The 15,887-nt window shown below is 69.3% G+C and carries 13 protein-coding genes; 10 read left to right on the top strand and 3 right to left on the bottom strand.

Annotation, left to right across the window (positions count from 1 at the left end; all coding sequences use genetic code 11):
• Positions 1-20: 20 nt before the first annotated feature.
• Positions 21-953 (bottom strand): hypothetical protein, encoded by a 933-nt coding sequence (locus ACZ5U5_RS09215; protein WP_469018406.1) that lies wholly within the window; start codon positions 951-953, stop codon positions 21-23.
• A 137-nt stretch (positions 954-1,090) separates the two neighbouring features.
• Here ACZ5U5_RS09215 and ACZ5U5_RS09210 point away from each other — a divergent pair, with 137 nt between their 5' ends.
• Positions 1,091-3,715, top strand: a complete 2,625-nt coding sequence (locus ACZ5U5_RS09210; protein ID WP_469018404.1) for a valine--tRNA ligase — start codon at positions 1,091-1,093, stop codon at positions 3,713-3,715.
• Between the two features lie 23 nt (positions 3,716-3,738).
• Here ACZ5U5_RS09210 and ACZ5U5_RS09205 read toward each other — a convergent pair whose 3' ends face one another.
• Positions 3,739-4,368 (bottom strand): hypothetical protein, encoded by a 630-nt coding sequence (locus ACZ5U5_RS09205; protein ID WP_469018401.1) that lies wholly within the window; start codon positions 4,366-4,368, stop codon positions 3,739-3,741.
• 130 nt (positions 4,369-4,498) lie between these two features.
• On the opposite strand from ACZ5U5_RS09205, the gene ACZ5U5_RS09200 reads away from it, so the two are divergent.
• On the top strand, positions 4,499-5,659 hold the full coding sequence (locus ACZ5U5_RS09200; protein ID WP_469018398.1) for a sensor histidine kinase: 1,161 nt from the start codon (positions 4,499-4,501) through the stop codon (positions 5,657-5,659).
• Between the two features lie 97 nt (positions 5,660-5,756).
• On the opposite strand, the gene ACZ5U5_RS09195 is transcribed toward ACZ5U5_RS09200, so the two are convergent.
• Positions 5,757-6,764 (bottom strand): rod shape-determining protein, encoded by a 1,008-nt coding sequence (locus tag ACZ5U5_RS09195; RefSeq protein WP_469018396.1) that lies wholly within the window; start codon positions 6,762-6,764, stop codon positions 5,757-5,759.
• 132 nt (positions 6,765-6,896) lie between these two features.
• Here ACZ5U5_RS09195 and folC point away from each other — a divergent pair, with 132 nt between their 5' ends.
• From folC to rodA, 8 genes are all read left to right on the top strand, one after another.
• A complete protein-coding gene (gene folC / locus ACZ5U5_RS09190) occupies positions 6,897-8,432 on the top strand; it encodes a bifunctional tetrahydrofolate synthase/dihydrofolate synthase (RefSeq protein WP_469018393.1) in 1,536 nt (511 codons plus the stop codon).
• Positions 8,433-8,437: 5 nt separating this feature from the next.
• Positions 8,438-8,782 carry a DUF4233 domain-containing protein gene (locus ACZ5U5_RS09185; RefSeq protein ID WP_469018390.1) on the top strand — a complete coding sequence of 115 codons (345 nt, stop codon included), beginning with the start codon at positions 8,438-8,440 and terminating at the stop codon, positions 8,780-8,782.
• Between the two features lie 105 nt (positions 8,783-8,887).
• Entirely contained in the window at positions 8,888-9,301 is a 414-nt protein-coding gene (gene ndk / locus ACZ5U5_RS09180) for a nucleoside-diphosphate kinase (RefSeq protein WP_363307696.1), read from the top strand.
• Between the two features lie 344 nt (positions 9,302-9,645).
• Positions 9,646-10,665, top strand: a complete 1,020-nt coding sequence (locus ACZ5U5_RS09175) for a rod shape-determining protein (RefSeq protein ID WP_160505014.1) — start codon at positions 9,646-9,648, stop codon at positions 10,663-10,665.
• Positions 10,666-10,832: 167 nt separating this feature from the next.
• Positions 10,833-11,786, top strand: a complete 954-nt coding sequence (gene mreC, locus ACZ5U5_RS09170) for a rod shape-determining protein MreC (protein ID WP_469018387.1) — start codon at positions 10,833-10,835, stop codon at positions 11,784-11,786.
• 13 nt (positions 11,787-11,799) lie between these two features.
• The gene (gene mreD / locus ACZ5U5_RS09165) at positions 11,800-12,474 is read left to right on the top strand and encodes a rod shape-determining protein MreD (protein ID WP_469018384.1); all 675 of its coding nucleotides are present in this window, start codon (positions 11,800-11,802) and stop codon (positions 12,472-12,474) included.
• Positions 12,471-14,645 carry a penicillin-binding protein 2 gene (gene mrdA / locus ACZ5U5_RS09160; protein WP_469018382.1) on the top strand — a complete coding sequence of 725 codons (2,175 nt, stop codon included), beginning with the start codon at positions 12,471-12,473 and terminating at the stop codon, positions 14,643-14,645. The genes mreD and mrdA overlap by 4 nt, the downstream gene beginning before the upstream one ends.
• Positions 14,645-15,847, top strand: coding sequence for a rod shape-determining protein RodA (gene rodA, locus ACZ5U5_RS09155; RefSeq protein WP_469018380.1), 1,203 nt, complete (start codon positions 14,645-14,647; stop codon positions 15,845-15,847). The genes mrdA and rodA overlap by 1 nt, the downstream gene beginning before the upstream one ends.
• The last annotated feature ends 40 nt before the right edge of the window (positions 15,848-15,887 follow it).

Raw genomic sequence — 15,887 nt, 5'->3', positions numbered from 1 at the left:
GCTGAGGCGCCGTCAGGGCGTCACGACTTGACGCGTACTTCCTTGCGGAGCTTGGACGTGGTGTCCGCGGCGTCCTCCAGCGAGGCGCTCTTGCCGGTCATGGCGGACGCCATGTCGACCGGGATGACGACGCCGAGCGTGCTGTTGTCGCCCCAGATACAGACCGGCATGCGGATCGACTTGGGACCGGAGGCGCCGCCCTTGATCTCGGTCTCCTGGCACTTGAGGACCGCGCCGTCGCCGTTGAAGCTCTCGGGGCTGCCGATCAGCTTGCCCGTGTCGGTGCTCTCGTCCACCGACTCCTTCTTCATCTTGGCGAACATCCCGTCGACCACCTTGGACGGGTTGTCGATCTCTCCATAGACGCCCATGAACTTGATCATCTTCTGTGCCAGCGGGTTGCTCTTGTCGCCCGACTGGTACTCCGCGTCCACGGGCGTGCCGTTCTTGACGCCGTCCTTCTCGGCTTCCTTCATGTCATCGTCGTCGAAGCCGTCGCTGGCCCCGGCCTTCTTCTTGTACTCGGAGAGCACCGTCTCGGGCGTGACCAGCTTGTGCGCGCCGTCGTCCACGACCGCGGAGTTCCCCGCCGACGAGCTGTCGTCCTTGCCCGCCGTGAACCACCAGATGCCGCCGCCGATCGCGACGAGCGCCACGACCGCGCCGATGATGATCCCGGTCTTCTTGCCGCCGCTACCCGCGGGCGGCGGCGGGGGGACCTGCCCGTACGGGCCGCCCTGCTGGTTGTGGTCGTACGGCCCCGGCTGCTGCGGCTGGCTGTAGCCGCCCTGCTGCGGGGGGACGCCCTGGGGGGCCTGCTGGGGGTAGCCGTAGCCGGGCTGGGGAGCCTGCGGCTGCTGGCCGTAGGGGCCAGGCTGGCCCGGCTGCTGCCCGTAAGGACCGGGCTGCTGGGGCTGCTGCCCGCCGTACGGGCCAGGCTGGTTGTAGCTCATCGCGTGGGTTCCCCTCCGAACGCTTATGTGATGCCGACATCCTGTACGAAGGCAGAGCCCCCATGGGGCGCACGGCCGCAACCGTTACTCAAGAATCCGGTTTCGGGACGGGTCTGTGACACCTCTAAACTGGCCCGGTGACCGAGAACACTCAGCAGCAGAATTCAGCGCCCATCACCGAACTGCCGACCCAGTACGCGCCGGCCGAGGTAGAGGGGACGCTGTACGAGCGCTGGGTAGAACGCGGCTACTTCTCCGCCGATGCGAACAGTGAGAAGCCGCCGTACACCGTCGTCATTCCGCCGCCGAACGTCACCGGGTCCCTGCACCTGGGCCACGCCTTCGAGCACACGCTCATCGACGCCCTCACGCGCCGCAAGCGCATGCAGGGCTTCGAGACGCTGTGGCAGCCGGGCATGGACCACGCCGGCATCGCCACGCAGAACGTCGTGGAGCGCGAGCTCGCCAAGGAGGGCAAGTCCCGCCACGACCTGGGGCGCGAGGAGTTCATCGAGCGCGTCTGGAAGTGGAAGGGCGAGTCCGGCGGCCAGATCTCCGGGCAGATGCGCCGCCTCGGCGACGGCGTCGACTGGGACCGTGAGCGGTTCACGATGGACGAGGGCCTCTCCCAGTCCGTCCAGACCATCTTCAAGAAGCTCTACGACGACGAGCTGATCTACCGCGCCGAGCGCATCATCAACTGGTGCCCGCGCTGTCTGACCGCGATCTCCGACATCGAGGTCGAGTACCAGGACGACGACGGCGAGCTCGTCTCCCTGAAGTACGGCGACGGGGACGAGACCCTCGTCGTCGCCACCACCCGCGCCGAGACGATGCTCGGTGACACGGCCATCGCCGTCCACCCGGACGACGAGCGCTACAAGCACCTCGTCGGCAAGCTGATCAAGCTGCCGCTGACCGACCGCTCGATCCCGGTCGTCGCGGACGAGCACGTCGACCCCGAGTTCGGCACGGGCTGCGTCAAGGTGACCCCGGCGCACGACCCGAACGACTTCGAGATCGGCCAGCGTCACGACCTGCCGAACATCGCGGTCATGGACGAGCACGCGGTCATCACCGTCCCCGGTCCCTTCCAGGGCCTGGACCGGCTGGAGGCCCGCAGCGCCATTGTCGGCGCCCTGCGCGCCGAGGGCCGCATCGTCGCCGAGAAGCGGCCGTACACGCACTCCGTCGGCCACTGCTCGCGCTGCAAGACCACCATCGAGCCGCGCCTGTCGATGCAGTGGTGGGTCAAGGTCGGCCCGCTCGCGAAGGCCGCCGGTGACGCGGTCCGCGACGGCAAGGTCAAGATCCACCCGCAGGACATGGAGAAGCGCTACTTCGACTGGGTCGACAACCTCCACGACTGGTGCATCTCGCGCCAGCTGTGGTGGGGCCACCGGATTCCCGTCTGGTACGGGCCGAACGGCGAGGTCGTCTGCGTCGGACCCGACGACGAGGCGCCCACCGGCGAAGGCTGGACGCAGGACAGCGACGTCCTCGACACGTGGTTCTCGTCCGGCCTGTGGCCGTTCTCCACGCTCGGCTGGCCCGAGGAGACCGAGAGCCTCGCGAAGTTCTATCCGAACTCCGTCCTGGTCACCGGCTACGACATTCTCTTCTTCTGGGTCGCCCGGATGATGATGTTCGGTCTGTACGCGATGGACGGCACCCCGCCGTTCCACACGATCGTGCTGCACGGCATGGTCCGCGACCAGTTCGGCAAGAAGATGTCGAAGTCCTTCGGCAACGCGGTCAACCCGCTGGACTGGATGGACAAGTACGGCTCGGACGCCGTCCGCTTCACGCTGGCCCGCGGCGCCAACCCCGGCGTCGACGTGCCGATCGGCGAGGACTGGGTCCAGGGCTCGCGCAACTTCGCCAACAAGATCTGGAACGCCACGCGCTTCGCGCTGATGAACGGCGCCACGATCGAGGGCGAACTCCCGCCCGCCGAGCAGCTGTCGGCGACGGACCGCTGGATCCTGTCCCGACTGAACGCGACGGTCGCCGAGGTCGACGCGCTCTATGACGACTACCAGTTCGCCAAGCTGTCGGATGCCCTCTTCCACTTCGCGTGGGACGAGGTCTTCGACTGGTACGTCGAGCTGTCCAAGACGACCTTCATGGGCGGCGGCGACGCGGCGAAGGTCTCGGGCCGCGTCCTGGGCGAGGTCCTCGACGTGACGCTGCGCCTCCTGCACCCGATCGTCCCGTTCGTGACGGAGACGCTCTGGACGACCCTCACCGGCCGCGAGTCCCTCGTGATCGCCGAGTGGCCGTTCGACAGCGGCTTCCGTGACCGCGGGGCCGAGCAGGAGATCGAGACCCTCCAGCAGGTCATCACCGAGGTCCGCCGCTTCCGCGCCGACCAGGGGCTTCAGCCGGGCCAGAAGGTCCCGGCCCGCCTCTCCCTGGACGGCACGGCGCTCGCCCCGCACGAGGCGGCCATCCGTCAGCTCCTGCGGCTCCAGCCGGAGGGCGAGGGCTTCGCGGCCACCGCCACGCTGCCGGTCTCGGGCGCCACGGTCGCGCTCGACCTGTCCGGCACGATCGACGTCGCGGCGGAGCGCAAGCGCCTCGCCAAGGACCTCGCCGCCGCCGAGAAGGAGAAGGCGCAGGCCACGGCGAAGCTGGGCAACGAGGCGTTCCTGGCGAAGGCGCCGGACAACGTGGTCGACAAGATCCGTGGCCGCCTCACCAAGGCGGACGCCGACATCGCCCGCCTGCAGGCCCAGTTGGACGGGCTGCCGCAGGGCTAGTCACGCGATCGTCGCGCGATCTCTCACGCGGTGGAGACAGGGCTCATGGGACCGTACGGTTCCGTGAGCCCTGTCCCGTTGTCGGGGATGTGCAGCCCGAGGCGCACCAGCTCCGCCTCGGCGAGCGCGTCGATGACGTCCGGGTCGCCGCCGCGCCAGCCCTCGGCGAGGCTGCCGGCGGTGGCGTCCGGGAGCTCGTTCGCGGTCCGCGCGACCTCGTCCAAGGGGCGCAGCAGGGCGCGCAGGGCGAGCAGTTCACGGCCGTCGTCGCTCGCGGCGAGCTCGTGGGCGGCTGCGGCCTGCCGGATCCAGCGCAGGCGGCGGGGGAGCCAGCTGTTGAGCACGAGACCCACGGGCACGAGGAAGACGACGACGGCACCCACGATCACCGCCGCGCGCACGGTCACCGGGTCCCCGGCTCCGGCGACGTCCGCGGCGATGCGCAGTGCGGAGTCGACGCGATCACCGACCAGGGGCAGGCGTGAGGGGTCGCCGATGGGCGGGGGCGGAGTCTCAGGCGCGGGGCGGGTGAGCAGACAGGCCAGCCGGTAGGCGACGACGGCGGCGGCGGTCCACAGCGCGGTCCAGAGCAGGACCGCGCCGTCGCCGAGCAGTTGGCGGGTCCGTCGGCCGGGATTCTGGGCATACCACATGGTCTGATTTGACCCCCGGTGGTGGGCTTTCGGGGACCGCCACGCCGGATGACGTCGACGTGTCACACTTCACGAAATAAAGGTCATAAGTCTGATGATTCGGGCAGAAAGACCTTGGATGATGGAAGGCATGCACGACCAGCCCGTCGCCCAGGCGATCCGCGGGGCGACGGCCGCGGGCCGCCGTCTGGCCGGGCGCTGGTCGCGTGCTCCCCGGGCCCTTGACGCTCTCACCGCGCTCAGCTGCCTCGCTCTGATGAGCCTGGACATCCCCGGCCTCGCCGAGGCGGACAACGCCCTCAACGGCCCCCTCGCGGCCCTGGTCCTCACCTGCGGCGCCGCGTCCCTGCTGGTGCGCCGCGGCGCGCCCTGGGTGACGTACGCGGTGGCTCTCGTGCTCATCGGCTGGCTGCACGAACTGACCCTCGCGCAGTTCGCGCTGTACTCCCTCGGCAGGTACCGCGGCCGTCTCGCCGGTACGTGCGGCGTGATCGGGTACGTGGCTTTCGCGTACGTGATGTTCACCCTCCCCGGCTGGCCGGTCCACCGCGGGGACACGCTGGGCTCCTTCCTCGGCCTGGTCGTGCCGATCGGCGTGCTCGCCGCGGGGGTCGGGGTCGCGGCCAACCGCCAGGACCTGGTGCGTGCGCTCCAGGCGCAGCGGGCCGAGACGGACGCGTTGCACGCGGTGCAGCAGGAGCGGGCCCGGATCGCACGGGACGTGCACGACTTCGTGGGCCGCGAGCTGACGCTGCTGAGCGTGCGCTCGCAGGTGCTCGCGCGGCGGGCCACGGGCGGTGACTTCGAGGACGGCTTCGAGGAGTTGTCGGAGACGGCGCGTTCGGCGCACCGGATGCTGAACGAGATCATCGTGCGGCGGGGCGTGGACGGCGCCCCCACGCCCGGTCTCGACGCGCTCCCCGAGCTGGCCGAGCGCAGTGAGCGCGCGGGCACGCCGGTCGACCTCCTGGTCGACGGGGCCGCCCACCGGCTTTCGCCGATTCGCCAGGCCGCCGTGCACCGGGTGGTGCAGGAGTGTCTGACGAACGCGGCCAAGCATGCGCCGGGGGAGCGGGTGGATGTGCGGGTACGGGTTGCCGGCGGGCGCCTGCGGGTCAGTGTGCGCAACACGTTGCCCGGTGCTGGGCCTTCCTTCTCACCCGTCTCCGCCGGGACCGGTACCGCCGGGATGGCCGAGCGGGTCCATGCGATGGGCGGCACCTTCTCGGCGGGCCCCTGCGGGGGGCTCTACGCGGTCCTCGCGACGCTGCCCGCGGGGGACTTGACCTGAGGGTCCCTGCGGTGGGGCGGACGCCGCGTTCTCCGCCCCCGGCAGCGGCCGCGTCGAAAAGACCTTCCCGCCCACCCGTTTACCCCGCATCCGACCCCTACGCCGCCGTCATCCCCCGCTCCAGGCCGTCGAAGTCCTCCACGCACTTGCCGCAGCCCAGCGCCACGCTGTCCAGTGGGTCGTCCGCCACGAAGACCGGGATGCCCGTCGCCGAAGCAATGCGCAGGTCGAGGCCCGGCAGGAGCGCGCCGCCGCCCGTCAGGATGATGCCGTGTTCCATCACGTCGCCGGACAGCTCCGGCGGGCACTCCTCCAGCGTCGTCCGCACCGCGGCGATCACCGCCTCCACCGGCTCGTCGAGGGCAGCCCGCACCTCACGCACCGTCAGTTCCACCGTCTTCGGCAGGCCCCGCACCTTCTCCCGGCCCCGCACGGTGAACGTCCGCGACTCCAGGGCGTCGTCCCCCGGCACCGGCCACGCCGAGCCGATCGCGACCTTGACGTCCTCGGCGGTGCGCTCGCCGATGAGCAGCCCGTGCTCCTTGCGCACGAAGTGCGTGATCGCCTCGTCGAAGCGGTCCCCGCCCACCCGCAGCGACTGCGCCGTGACGATCCCGCCGAGTGAGATCACCGCGACCTCGGTCGTGCCGCCCCCGATGTCGACCACCATCGAGCCCCGCGGCTCCGCCACCGGAAGCCCCGCCCCGATCGCAGCCGCCATCGGCTCCTCCACCAGATGCACGGCACGGGCCCCGGCCCGCTGCGCCGCGTGCACGATGGCCCTGCGCTCGACCTGCGTGACACCGCTCGGCACGCAGATCACCATCCGCGTACGAGGACGGCGCCCCGGCACGGCCTTGCGCACGAAGTGCCGGATCATCTCCTCGGCGGCTTCGTAGTCGCTGATCACGCCGTCCCGCAGCGGGCGGATCGCGGTGATGGAACCCGGGGTCCGGCCGATCGTCTCCTTGGCCTCCGTACCGACCGCGAGGGCGGTGCGCGCGCCCTCCTTGACGGCGACCACGGACGGCTCGTTGAGCACGATGCCCTGGCCGCGTACGTAGAGAAGGGTGTTCGCTGTGCCGAGGTCGATACCTATGTCCATGATCGCCAAGTTTGCCCGGTGAAGCCCCGGATCGGCGGGACGAAAGTCCCAAATCGACTGTGACTAAAGTCCCGACGGCGCCCCGACAGGTCCCGACGGCGGCTGTCACACCCCGTCCGTAGACTGGCGTACGTGAGTGACCTCCCCCCGCCTGACAGCGCGCACCCCGACCGCGACGACCACGACGACAGCGACGACCGTTTCGAAGAGATCGTCGGCGCCGAGACCGACCGTGACCCCGACCTCGCAGTGATCGAGGCGGGCAGCCGCACCCTGCGCACGCAGGCGGGCCCGCCCCAGGGCGACATCCCGTCGCGCCCCACCGACCCGGAGATCGACAAGGCGCTGCGCGAGGTCGAGACAGAGCTCGCGAGCCGCTGGGGAGAGACGAAGCTGGAGCCCTCCGTCAGCCGGATCGCCGCGTTGATGGACGTCCTGGGCGAGCCCCAGCGGGCGTACCCCTCGATCCACATCACCGGCACGAACGGCAAGACGTCCACGGCCCGCATGATCGAGGCCCTGTTCACCGCCTTCGAGCTGCGCACCGGGCGTTACACCTCGCCGCACGTCCAGTCGATCACCGAGCGGATCAGTCTGGACGGCGCCCCCATCGAGGCCGAGCGCTTCGTGGAGACGTACAACGACATCAAGCCGTACGTCGAGATGGTCGACGCCCAACAGGAGTACAGGCTCTCCTTCTTCGAGGTGCTCACTGGCATGGCGTACGCGGCCTTCGCGGACGCCCCCGTGGACGTCGCCGTCGTCGAGGTCGGCATGGGCGGCAGCTGGGACGCGACGAACGTCATCGACGGCTCCGTCGCCGTGGTCACGCCCATCGACCTGGACCACACCGACCGCCTGGGCGGCACGCCGGGCGAGATCGCCGCGGAGAAGGCCGGCATCATCAAGCAGGACGCGACGGTGATCCTCGCCCAGCAGCCGGTGGACGCGGCGCAGGTGCTCCTGAAGAAGTCCGTGGAGGTCGACGCGACGGTGGCCCGCGAGGGCCTGGAGTTCGGCATCGTCTCCCGCACGGTCGCGGTCGGCGGCCAGCTCCTGACGCTGCGCGGTCTCGGCGGGGAGTACGAAGAGGTTTTCCTGCCCCTGCACGGCGCCTATCAGGCGCACAACGCCGCCGTCGCGCTCGCCGCGGTGGAGGCGTTCTTCGGCATCGGCTCGCAGCACGCGCGCGTCCTCGACATCGACACCATCCGCAAGGCCTTCGCCTCGGTCTCGTCGCCGGGCCGCCTGGAGGTCGTGCGCACCTCGCCGACCGTCGTCCTGGACGCCGCGCACAATCCGGCGGGCGCCCGCGCCACCGCCGAGGCGATCAGCGAGGTCTTCGACTTCAGCCGCCTGATCGGCGTGGTCGCGGCGAGCGACGGCAAGGACATGAGGGGACTGCTCGAAGCCTTCGAGCCGATCTTCGCCGAGGTCGTCATCACGCAGAACTCCAGCCATCGGGCGATGGACGCGGACACGCTGGCCGGGATCGCCGTCGAGGTCTTCGGCGACGACCGCGTCCAGGTCGAGCCGCGCCTGCCGGACGCCCTTGAAGCAGCGATCACCCTCGCCGAGGAAGAGGGCGAGTACGCGGGCGGTGGCGTCCTGGTCACCGGCTCCGTCATCACGGTCGGCGAGGCCCGACTGCTCCTGGGGAGGGGCTGACTCCTGTGCGTACGCTCTGTGCTTCGACGCTGATCGGCGAGTTCTTCGTCATCGGTTTCGCCGGTCTGGTCGCCATGAAGGACCCGGACCTCTCGATGGGCACGGTCTGGACGGTCTGCGGCATCGCGATGCTGTTCTGCGTCCTGCTGTGCGGAGTGATCACCCGGCCCGGCGGGGTGCAGCTCGGCTGGGCGCTGCAGATCGCGCTCATCGCGAGCGGCTTCGTCGTGCCGATCATGTTCTTCATGGGGGCGGTGTTCGCCGCGCTGTGGTGGGCCTCGATCCACTTCGGCCAGAAGATCGACGAGGCGAAGGCCAGGTTCGCGGCACAGGCCGAGGCAGAGGCCTGACGGTGCGGGCCCCCGGGGGTGGGGCCGGAGGTAACGCGGTGTAGTGGGTGCCGGTATTCTGCCGGGCAACCCACACGCTCGTAGAAAAAATGCTTGGAGCCGCACATGACCCAGCGCACTCTCGTCCTGCTCAAGCCCGACACCGTCCGTCGTGGCCTGATCGGCGAGATCATCGGCCGCATCGAGCGCAAGGCGGGCTGGACGATCTCCGCCCTCGAACTGCGCTCGCTCGACCAGGAGACGCTGGAGCAGCACTACGGCGAGCACAAGGGCAAGCCCTTCTACGAGCCGCTGGTCGACTTCATGTCCTCCGGTCCGGTCGTCGCGCTCGTCGTCGAGGGTGAGCGTGTCATCGAGGGCGTGCGCGCCCTCGCGGGTCCGACCGACCCGATCGCCGCCGCGCCCGGCTCCATCCGGGGTGACTTCGGCAGCATCGTCCGGGAGAACCTGATCCACGCCTCGGACTCCGAGGAGTCCGCCGAGCGCGAGCTGAAGATCTTCTTCCCGGGTGTCGCCTGACGCCGGGCGCGTCTCGCCTGACGGACACCTGAGGGACACAGGTAAAGAGTTCCGTAAAGACTTCTGACGCCCAGTCAGCAGGGCGCCGCCCTGACCAGGGGTGGCCGAGAAAACCGGCCGCCCCTTGGCATATGCGCCCCAATTGGGGGAACCCGTGCCTCCGATGGCACGTCTCCAAGAGCGAGGCGGCGCATCATCTGCTGACAATGGCGAAGACCCTAGCGCCGTGATCGTGCAGGCGAGACTACGATGGAAGCCTCCACGCCACACAGCACCCACCTCGCCTACCTAAAAAGCCATCAGAAGCTCCAGGGAAGGCCAGACGCATCCTCATGGGGAACAACATGTCGTTCATCGGCCGTGACATGGCTGTCGACCTCGGGACCGCCAACACGCTGGTGTACGTCAGGGGTCGCGGGATCGTTCTCAACGAACCGTCCGTGGTCGCGATCAACACCAACACCGGTGGCATCCTCGCTGTCGGCGCCGAAGCCAAGAAGATGATCGGTCGCACGCCGGGCAACATCGTTGCCGTGCGACCGCTGAAGGACGGCGTCATCGCCGACTTCGAGATCACCGAGCGGATGCTCCGCTACTTCATCCTCAAGATCCACAAGCGGCGGTACCTCGCCCGCCCGCGTGTCGTCGTCTGTGTGCCCTCCGGCATCACCGGAGTCGAGCGCCGCGCCGTCATCGAGGCCTCCTCGCAGGCCGGCGCCCGCCAGGTGCACATCATCGAGGAGCCCATGGCCGCGGCCATCGGTTCCGGCCTGCCGGTCCACGAGGCCACGGGCAACATGGTGGTCGACATCGGCGGCGGCACCACCGAGGTCGCCGTCATCTCGCTCGGCGGAATCGTCACGGCACAGTCGATCCGCGTCGCGGGCGACGAGCTGGACAACGCGATCATCCAGCACATCAAGAAGGAGTACTCCCTCCTCCTCGGTGAGCGCACCGCCGAGCAGATCAAGATCACCATCGGCTCGGCGTACGACATGGACGCCGACGAGCACACCGAGATCCGCGGCAGGGACCTGGTCTCCGGGCTGCCCAAGACCGTCGTCATCTCGGCCGCCGAGGTCCGCAAGGCCATCGAGGAGCCGGTCAACGCGATCGTGGACGCGGTCAAGACGACCCTCGACAAGTGCCCGCCGGAACTCTCCGGTGACGTGATGGACCGCGGCATCGTTCTCACCGGAGGCGGCGCCCTGCTGCGCGGCCTCGACGAGCGTCTGCGCCGCGAGACGGGCATGCCGATCCACATCGCCGAGGACCCGCTGGACAGCGTGGCGCTCGGCTCCGGCAAGTGCGTCGAGGAGTTCGAGGCGCTTCAGCAGGTCCTTGACGCATCGCCGCGCCGCTGAGGGTGGCGCGAACCCGCTGAAAGGGTGTCCGCCGTACGAGTGCCTGTCACCTCGTGCGGCGGATCGTTGATATAGAGGGCTCAGAAGGCACGGCACAACAATTCCGCGGCGCCCCGGATGCCGCGGATTCCAAAGATTTCCAACTGAGGAAGGCACGGCCGCCGCACGTGAGGGACACACGAGAGAGCCGGCTGCTCCTGGTGCTGCTGATCGCCATCGCGTTCGCTTTGATCACGGTGGACATCCGTGGTGGCGAGGACTCGCCGGTCGACGGTGCCCGCCAGGCCGCCGCCACGGTCTTCGGCCCGGTCGAGAACGGCGTGTCGTCCGCCGTCGACCCGATCGGCAACGCCATCGGCGCGGTACGGGACTCCGGCGACCGGCATGACCGGATCGCCGAACTCACGCGGCAGAACGCCGCGTTGAAGGCGAAGCTCGGCAGCGACGACCGCAACCGCAGTCGGGTCAGACAGCTGGACAGCATGCTCAAGAGCGCCGGTGCCGGTCAGTACGGCATCAAGGGCGCCGAAGTCATCGGCATAGGAGCGGCCCAGGGCTTCTCCTGGACCGTCACCATCGACGCGGGCGCCAACGACGGAATCAAGCGCGACATGACCGTCCTGAACGGCGACGGCCTGGTCGGCCGCGTCACCACGGTCGGCCCCGGGACCGCGACCGTCCTGCTCGCCAACGACCCCGACTTCACCGTCGGCACCCGCATGGAGAAGACCGACGAGCTCGGCTTCGCCACCGGACAGGGCGACCGCCCGCTCTCGGTGCAGATGCTCAACGGCAAGGCCGAGATCAAGAAGGGCGACCGCCTGGTCACCTTCGGATCGCAGAAGGACAAGCCGTTCGTGCCCGGCGTGCCGGTCGGCGAGGTCGTCCGCGTCGACCCGTCGGGCGGCGACCTGACGCGCAACATCTACATCAAGCCGTACGTCGGCTTCACCAAGCTGGACATCGTCGGAGTCGTCGTCGAAGCGCCCCGCGAGGACCCGCGCGACACGGTCCTGCCGAAGAAGCCCGCCAAGCCGAAGCCGACCCCGACGGTGACCGTGACGGCCACCCCGTCAGGACAGGCCCCGGCCGACGGCGTCGACAACGGCAACGAGCAGTAGGAGCACCGGAACCATGCGCTTCAACCGAATCCTGCTCTCCACCACCCTGGTCGTCGTCGCCCTGGTCATCCAGGTCAGCGTCCTGGCCCGGCTGCAGCTGCCGGGCGCTGTCCCGGACCTCGTGCTGCTCACGGTGCTCGGCCTCGCCCTGGTCTACGGCCATGTGGGCGGCGCCTTCGTCGGCTTCGGCGCCGGACTCCTCGCGGACCTGGCCCCGCCGGCCGATCACGCCGCCGGGCGGTACGCCCTGGTCCTGTGCGTCGTCGGCTACCTGGCGGGCCTGGCCAAGCCGGAGACCGGGCGGCTCAGGTCGGCCACCGGGCCGCTCGTCGTGGTCGTCAGCGCCGCCATCGGCTCGACCCTGCTCTACGCGGGCGTGGGCGCCCTCGTGGGGGACACCGCCGCCCGCCACGTGGGCCTGGGCGGGCTCCTCTTCACGGCCGCCCTGTACGACCTGCTCCTCGCGCCGTTCACGGTGCCGCTCATCATCGCGCTCGCCCGCAGAGCCGAGAACGACCCACTGGGGGAGACCTCCCCGGCCAACAAGGCCGCCACGGACGTCGCGTCCGGCTGGCTCTCCTCCGGCACGGGCCTGCGCATCGGCAACCAGCGCGGCGGCCTGCGGATGAAGGCGGCCAAGGCCCGCGTCGCGCGCGCCGGACGCATCAAGGGGGTCAAGCGCCTGTGACCAACATTCCCGAGACCGGACGGACCCCAAGAGTCCAGATCCGTCTCATCGTCATCCAGATCCTCGTGCTCTCCCTCCTCCTCACCCTCGGCGGCCGCCTCTGGTACCTCCAGGTCCGCAACGGCGAGGAGTACGCCGAGGAAGCCTCCGGCAACCACGTCCAGCAGGTCGTCGACCCCGCCGTACGCGGCTCGATCCTCGACGCCCGCGGCGTGCCGATCGCCGACAACGAGACCCGCCTGGTCGTCTCCGCGTCCCGCACGGACCTGATGAAGATGAAGGACGACGGCAAGGCGGCCCTCGCCAAGCTCGCCGACGTCCTCGGCATGACCACGAAGGAAGTCTCCGACAAGGTCCGCCTCTGCGACTCCAAGACGCCGCAGCCCTGCTGGAACGGCTCGCCCTACCAGCCGATCCCGATCACGGACGAGGCCTCACCCAAGCAGGCCCTCCAGATCCGCGAGCGCGCCGAGGACTTCCCCGGGATCACCGCCGAGCCCACCGCCGTCCGCCGCTATGCCGCGCCCGGCAAGTCCAACACCGCCCAGGTGCTCGGCTACCTCTCGCCCGTCACCGACGAAGAGATCACCAAGGCGGAGCACACCAACTCGCCGTTCCTGCGCTCCGACCAGGTCGGCCGCTCCGGCCTCGAGCGCACGTACGACGCGCAGTTGCGCGGCAAGGCAGGCGTCACCCGTTACGAGGTCGACAACCTCGGCCGCGTCATCGGCAAGGCCAAGGACGACCCGGCCCAGCCCGGCGCGAACGTCGTCACCAGCATCGACGCACGCGTACAGGCGCTGTCCGAGTACTGGCTGAACGACGCGATGAAGAAGGCCCGCCAGGAGTTCGACAAGAACACCAACGAAAACTACAAGGCGGACGCGGGCGCCGTCGTCGTCATGGAGAACAAGACCGGACGCATCGTCTCCATGGCGTCCAACCCGACCTACGACCCGAACGCCTGGGTCGGCGGCATCTCCGGCAAGGACTACACGCGGCTCACCGGCAAGCAGTCCAACTACCCGCTCCTGAACCGCGCCATCCAGGGCCAGGCGGCCCCCGGCTCGATCTTCAAGGTCATCCCGACGACGGCCGCGGTCAACGCGGGCTACGACTTCAACGGCAGCTACCCCTGCCCGAGCTCGTACTCCATCGGCGGCCAGGTCTTCAAGAACTTCGAGTCCCAGGGCCACGGCAGCATCAGCCTCGGCCAGGCCCTCGAGGTCTCCTGCGACACCGTCTTCTACAAGCTCTCGCACGACCAGTGGGCCAAGGACGGCGGCAACAAGCCGAAGAAGGACGCCAAGGACTGGTTCTACAAGACCGCCCACCAGTTCGGCCTCGGCAAGGAGACCGGCATCGACCTGCCGAACGAGGTCACCGGCCGCGTCCCGGACCGCCAGTGGAAGAAGGACTACTGGAAGGCCAACAAGGACGGCTGGTGCAAGCAGGGCAAGAAGGGCGGTGACTACGTCGAGAAGATCGCGTACGAGAACTGCCTCGAAGGCATGAAGATGCGCGCCGGTGACTCCGTCAACTACTCCATCGGACAGGGCGACACCCTCGTCACGCCGATACAGATGGCCACGATCTACTCCGCCATCGCCAACGGCGGCACCCTGTACGACCCCACGGTCGGCAAGGCGATCGTCAGCGCCGACGGCAAGCAGGTCCAGGAGATCAAGCCGAAGTCGCACGGCAAGCTGCCCATGGACAAGAAGACCCGCGACGACATAGACGGTGCACTCGCCGACGTCGCCACCAAGGGAACGGCCGCCTGGCGGTTCGGCGGCTGGCCGCAGGACAAGATCCCGATGCACGCCAAGACGGGCACGGCCGAGGTCCACGGCAAGCAGACCACCTCGTGGTTCGCGACGTACACCAAGGACTACTCGATCGTGATGACGATCTCCCAGGGTGGTACGGGTTCCGGTGCTTCGGGCCCCGCCGTCCGCAAGATCTACGACGGCATCTACGGCCTCAACGAGGACGGCAAGCAGGACCTCAAGAAGGCCCTGCTCCCCGAGCCGCAGAAGGACCTGCCGAAGATCGAGACCGACGGTTCGATCAAGTCCCCGAAGATCAAGCCGTACAAGCCCGAGGCACCCAAGCCGTCCGAGGCGCCGCAGGAACTGGCGGGCGCGCCCGCGAACGGGAGGCGCGACTAGTGGCCGGCAACAATGGCTTCTCCGTCTCCGGCTACGGGCCCGAGCGCTCCTCGATGACGTCCCGCCTGCTCGCCCGCGACTCGCTGGTGCGCAGGCTGGACTGGCCGATACTGCTCTGCGCGATCGCGCTCTCCGCGATCGGCTCCGCGCTTGTCTACTCGGCGACGCGCAACCGCACCGAACTGGTCGGCGACGACCCGTACTCCTTCCTGTTCAAGCACGTCCTGAACACCGGCATCGGCATCGCCCTGATGGCGGGCACGGTGTGGCTCGGCCACCGGACGCTGCGGACGGCCGTGCCGATCCTCTACGGCATCTCCGTCTTCCTCGTCCTGCTCGTCCTCACCCCGCTCGGCGCGACGATCAACGGCGCGCACGCCTGGATCGTGCTCGGCGGCGGCTTCTCGCTGCAGCCCTCCGAGTTCGTGAAGATCACGATCATCCTGGGCATGGCGATGCTGCTCGCGGCACGGGTGGACGCGGGCGACCGGGACCACCCCGACCACCGCACGGTGCTCCAGGCCCTCGGCCTGGCCGCCGTACCGATAGTGATCGTGCTCCTCATGCCCGACCTCGGGTCGGTCATGGTGATGGCGATGATCGTGCTCGGCGTGCTGCTCGCGTCGGGCGCCTCCAACCGCTGGGTCTTCGGACTCCTCGGCACGGGCACCGCCGGCGCGATCGCCGTCTGGCAGCTCGGCGTCCTGGACGACTACCAGATCGCCCGCTTCGCGGCCTTCGCCAACCCCGCGCTCGACCCGGCCGGCGTCGGCTACAACACCAACCAGGCGCGCATCGCGATCGGCTCCGGCGGCCTGACGGGCACCGGCCTCTTCAAGGGCTCGCAGACCACCGGACAGTTCGTGCCCGAGCAGCAGACGGACTTCGTGTTCACCGTCGCGGGCGAGGAACTCGGCTTCGCGGGCGCGGGACTCATCCTCGTCCTGCTCGGCATCTTCCTCTGGCGCGCCTGCCGCATCGCGCGCGAGACGACCGAGCTGTACGGCACGATCGTCGCCGCCGGGATCATCGCCTGGTTCGCCTTCCAGTCCTTCGAGAACATCGGGATGACGCTCGGCATCATGCCGGTGGCAGGTCTGCCACTGCCCTTCGTCTCGTACGGAGGGTCATCGATGTTCGCGGTCTGGGTGGCCGTCGGGCTGCTCCAGTCCATCAAGGTGCAGCGGCCGATGTCGGCCTAGCTCGGCCCCGGGGCGTCTGGGGGACTGCCCAGCGCCCCGG

It is taken from the genome of Streptomyces sp. NPDC033177, from assembly GCF_055577715.1.
Note: the sequence above shows the minus strand (reverse complement) of the source record. Positions and strands in the feature narration are given on the sequence as shown.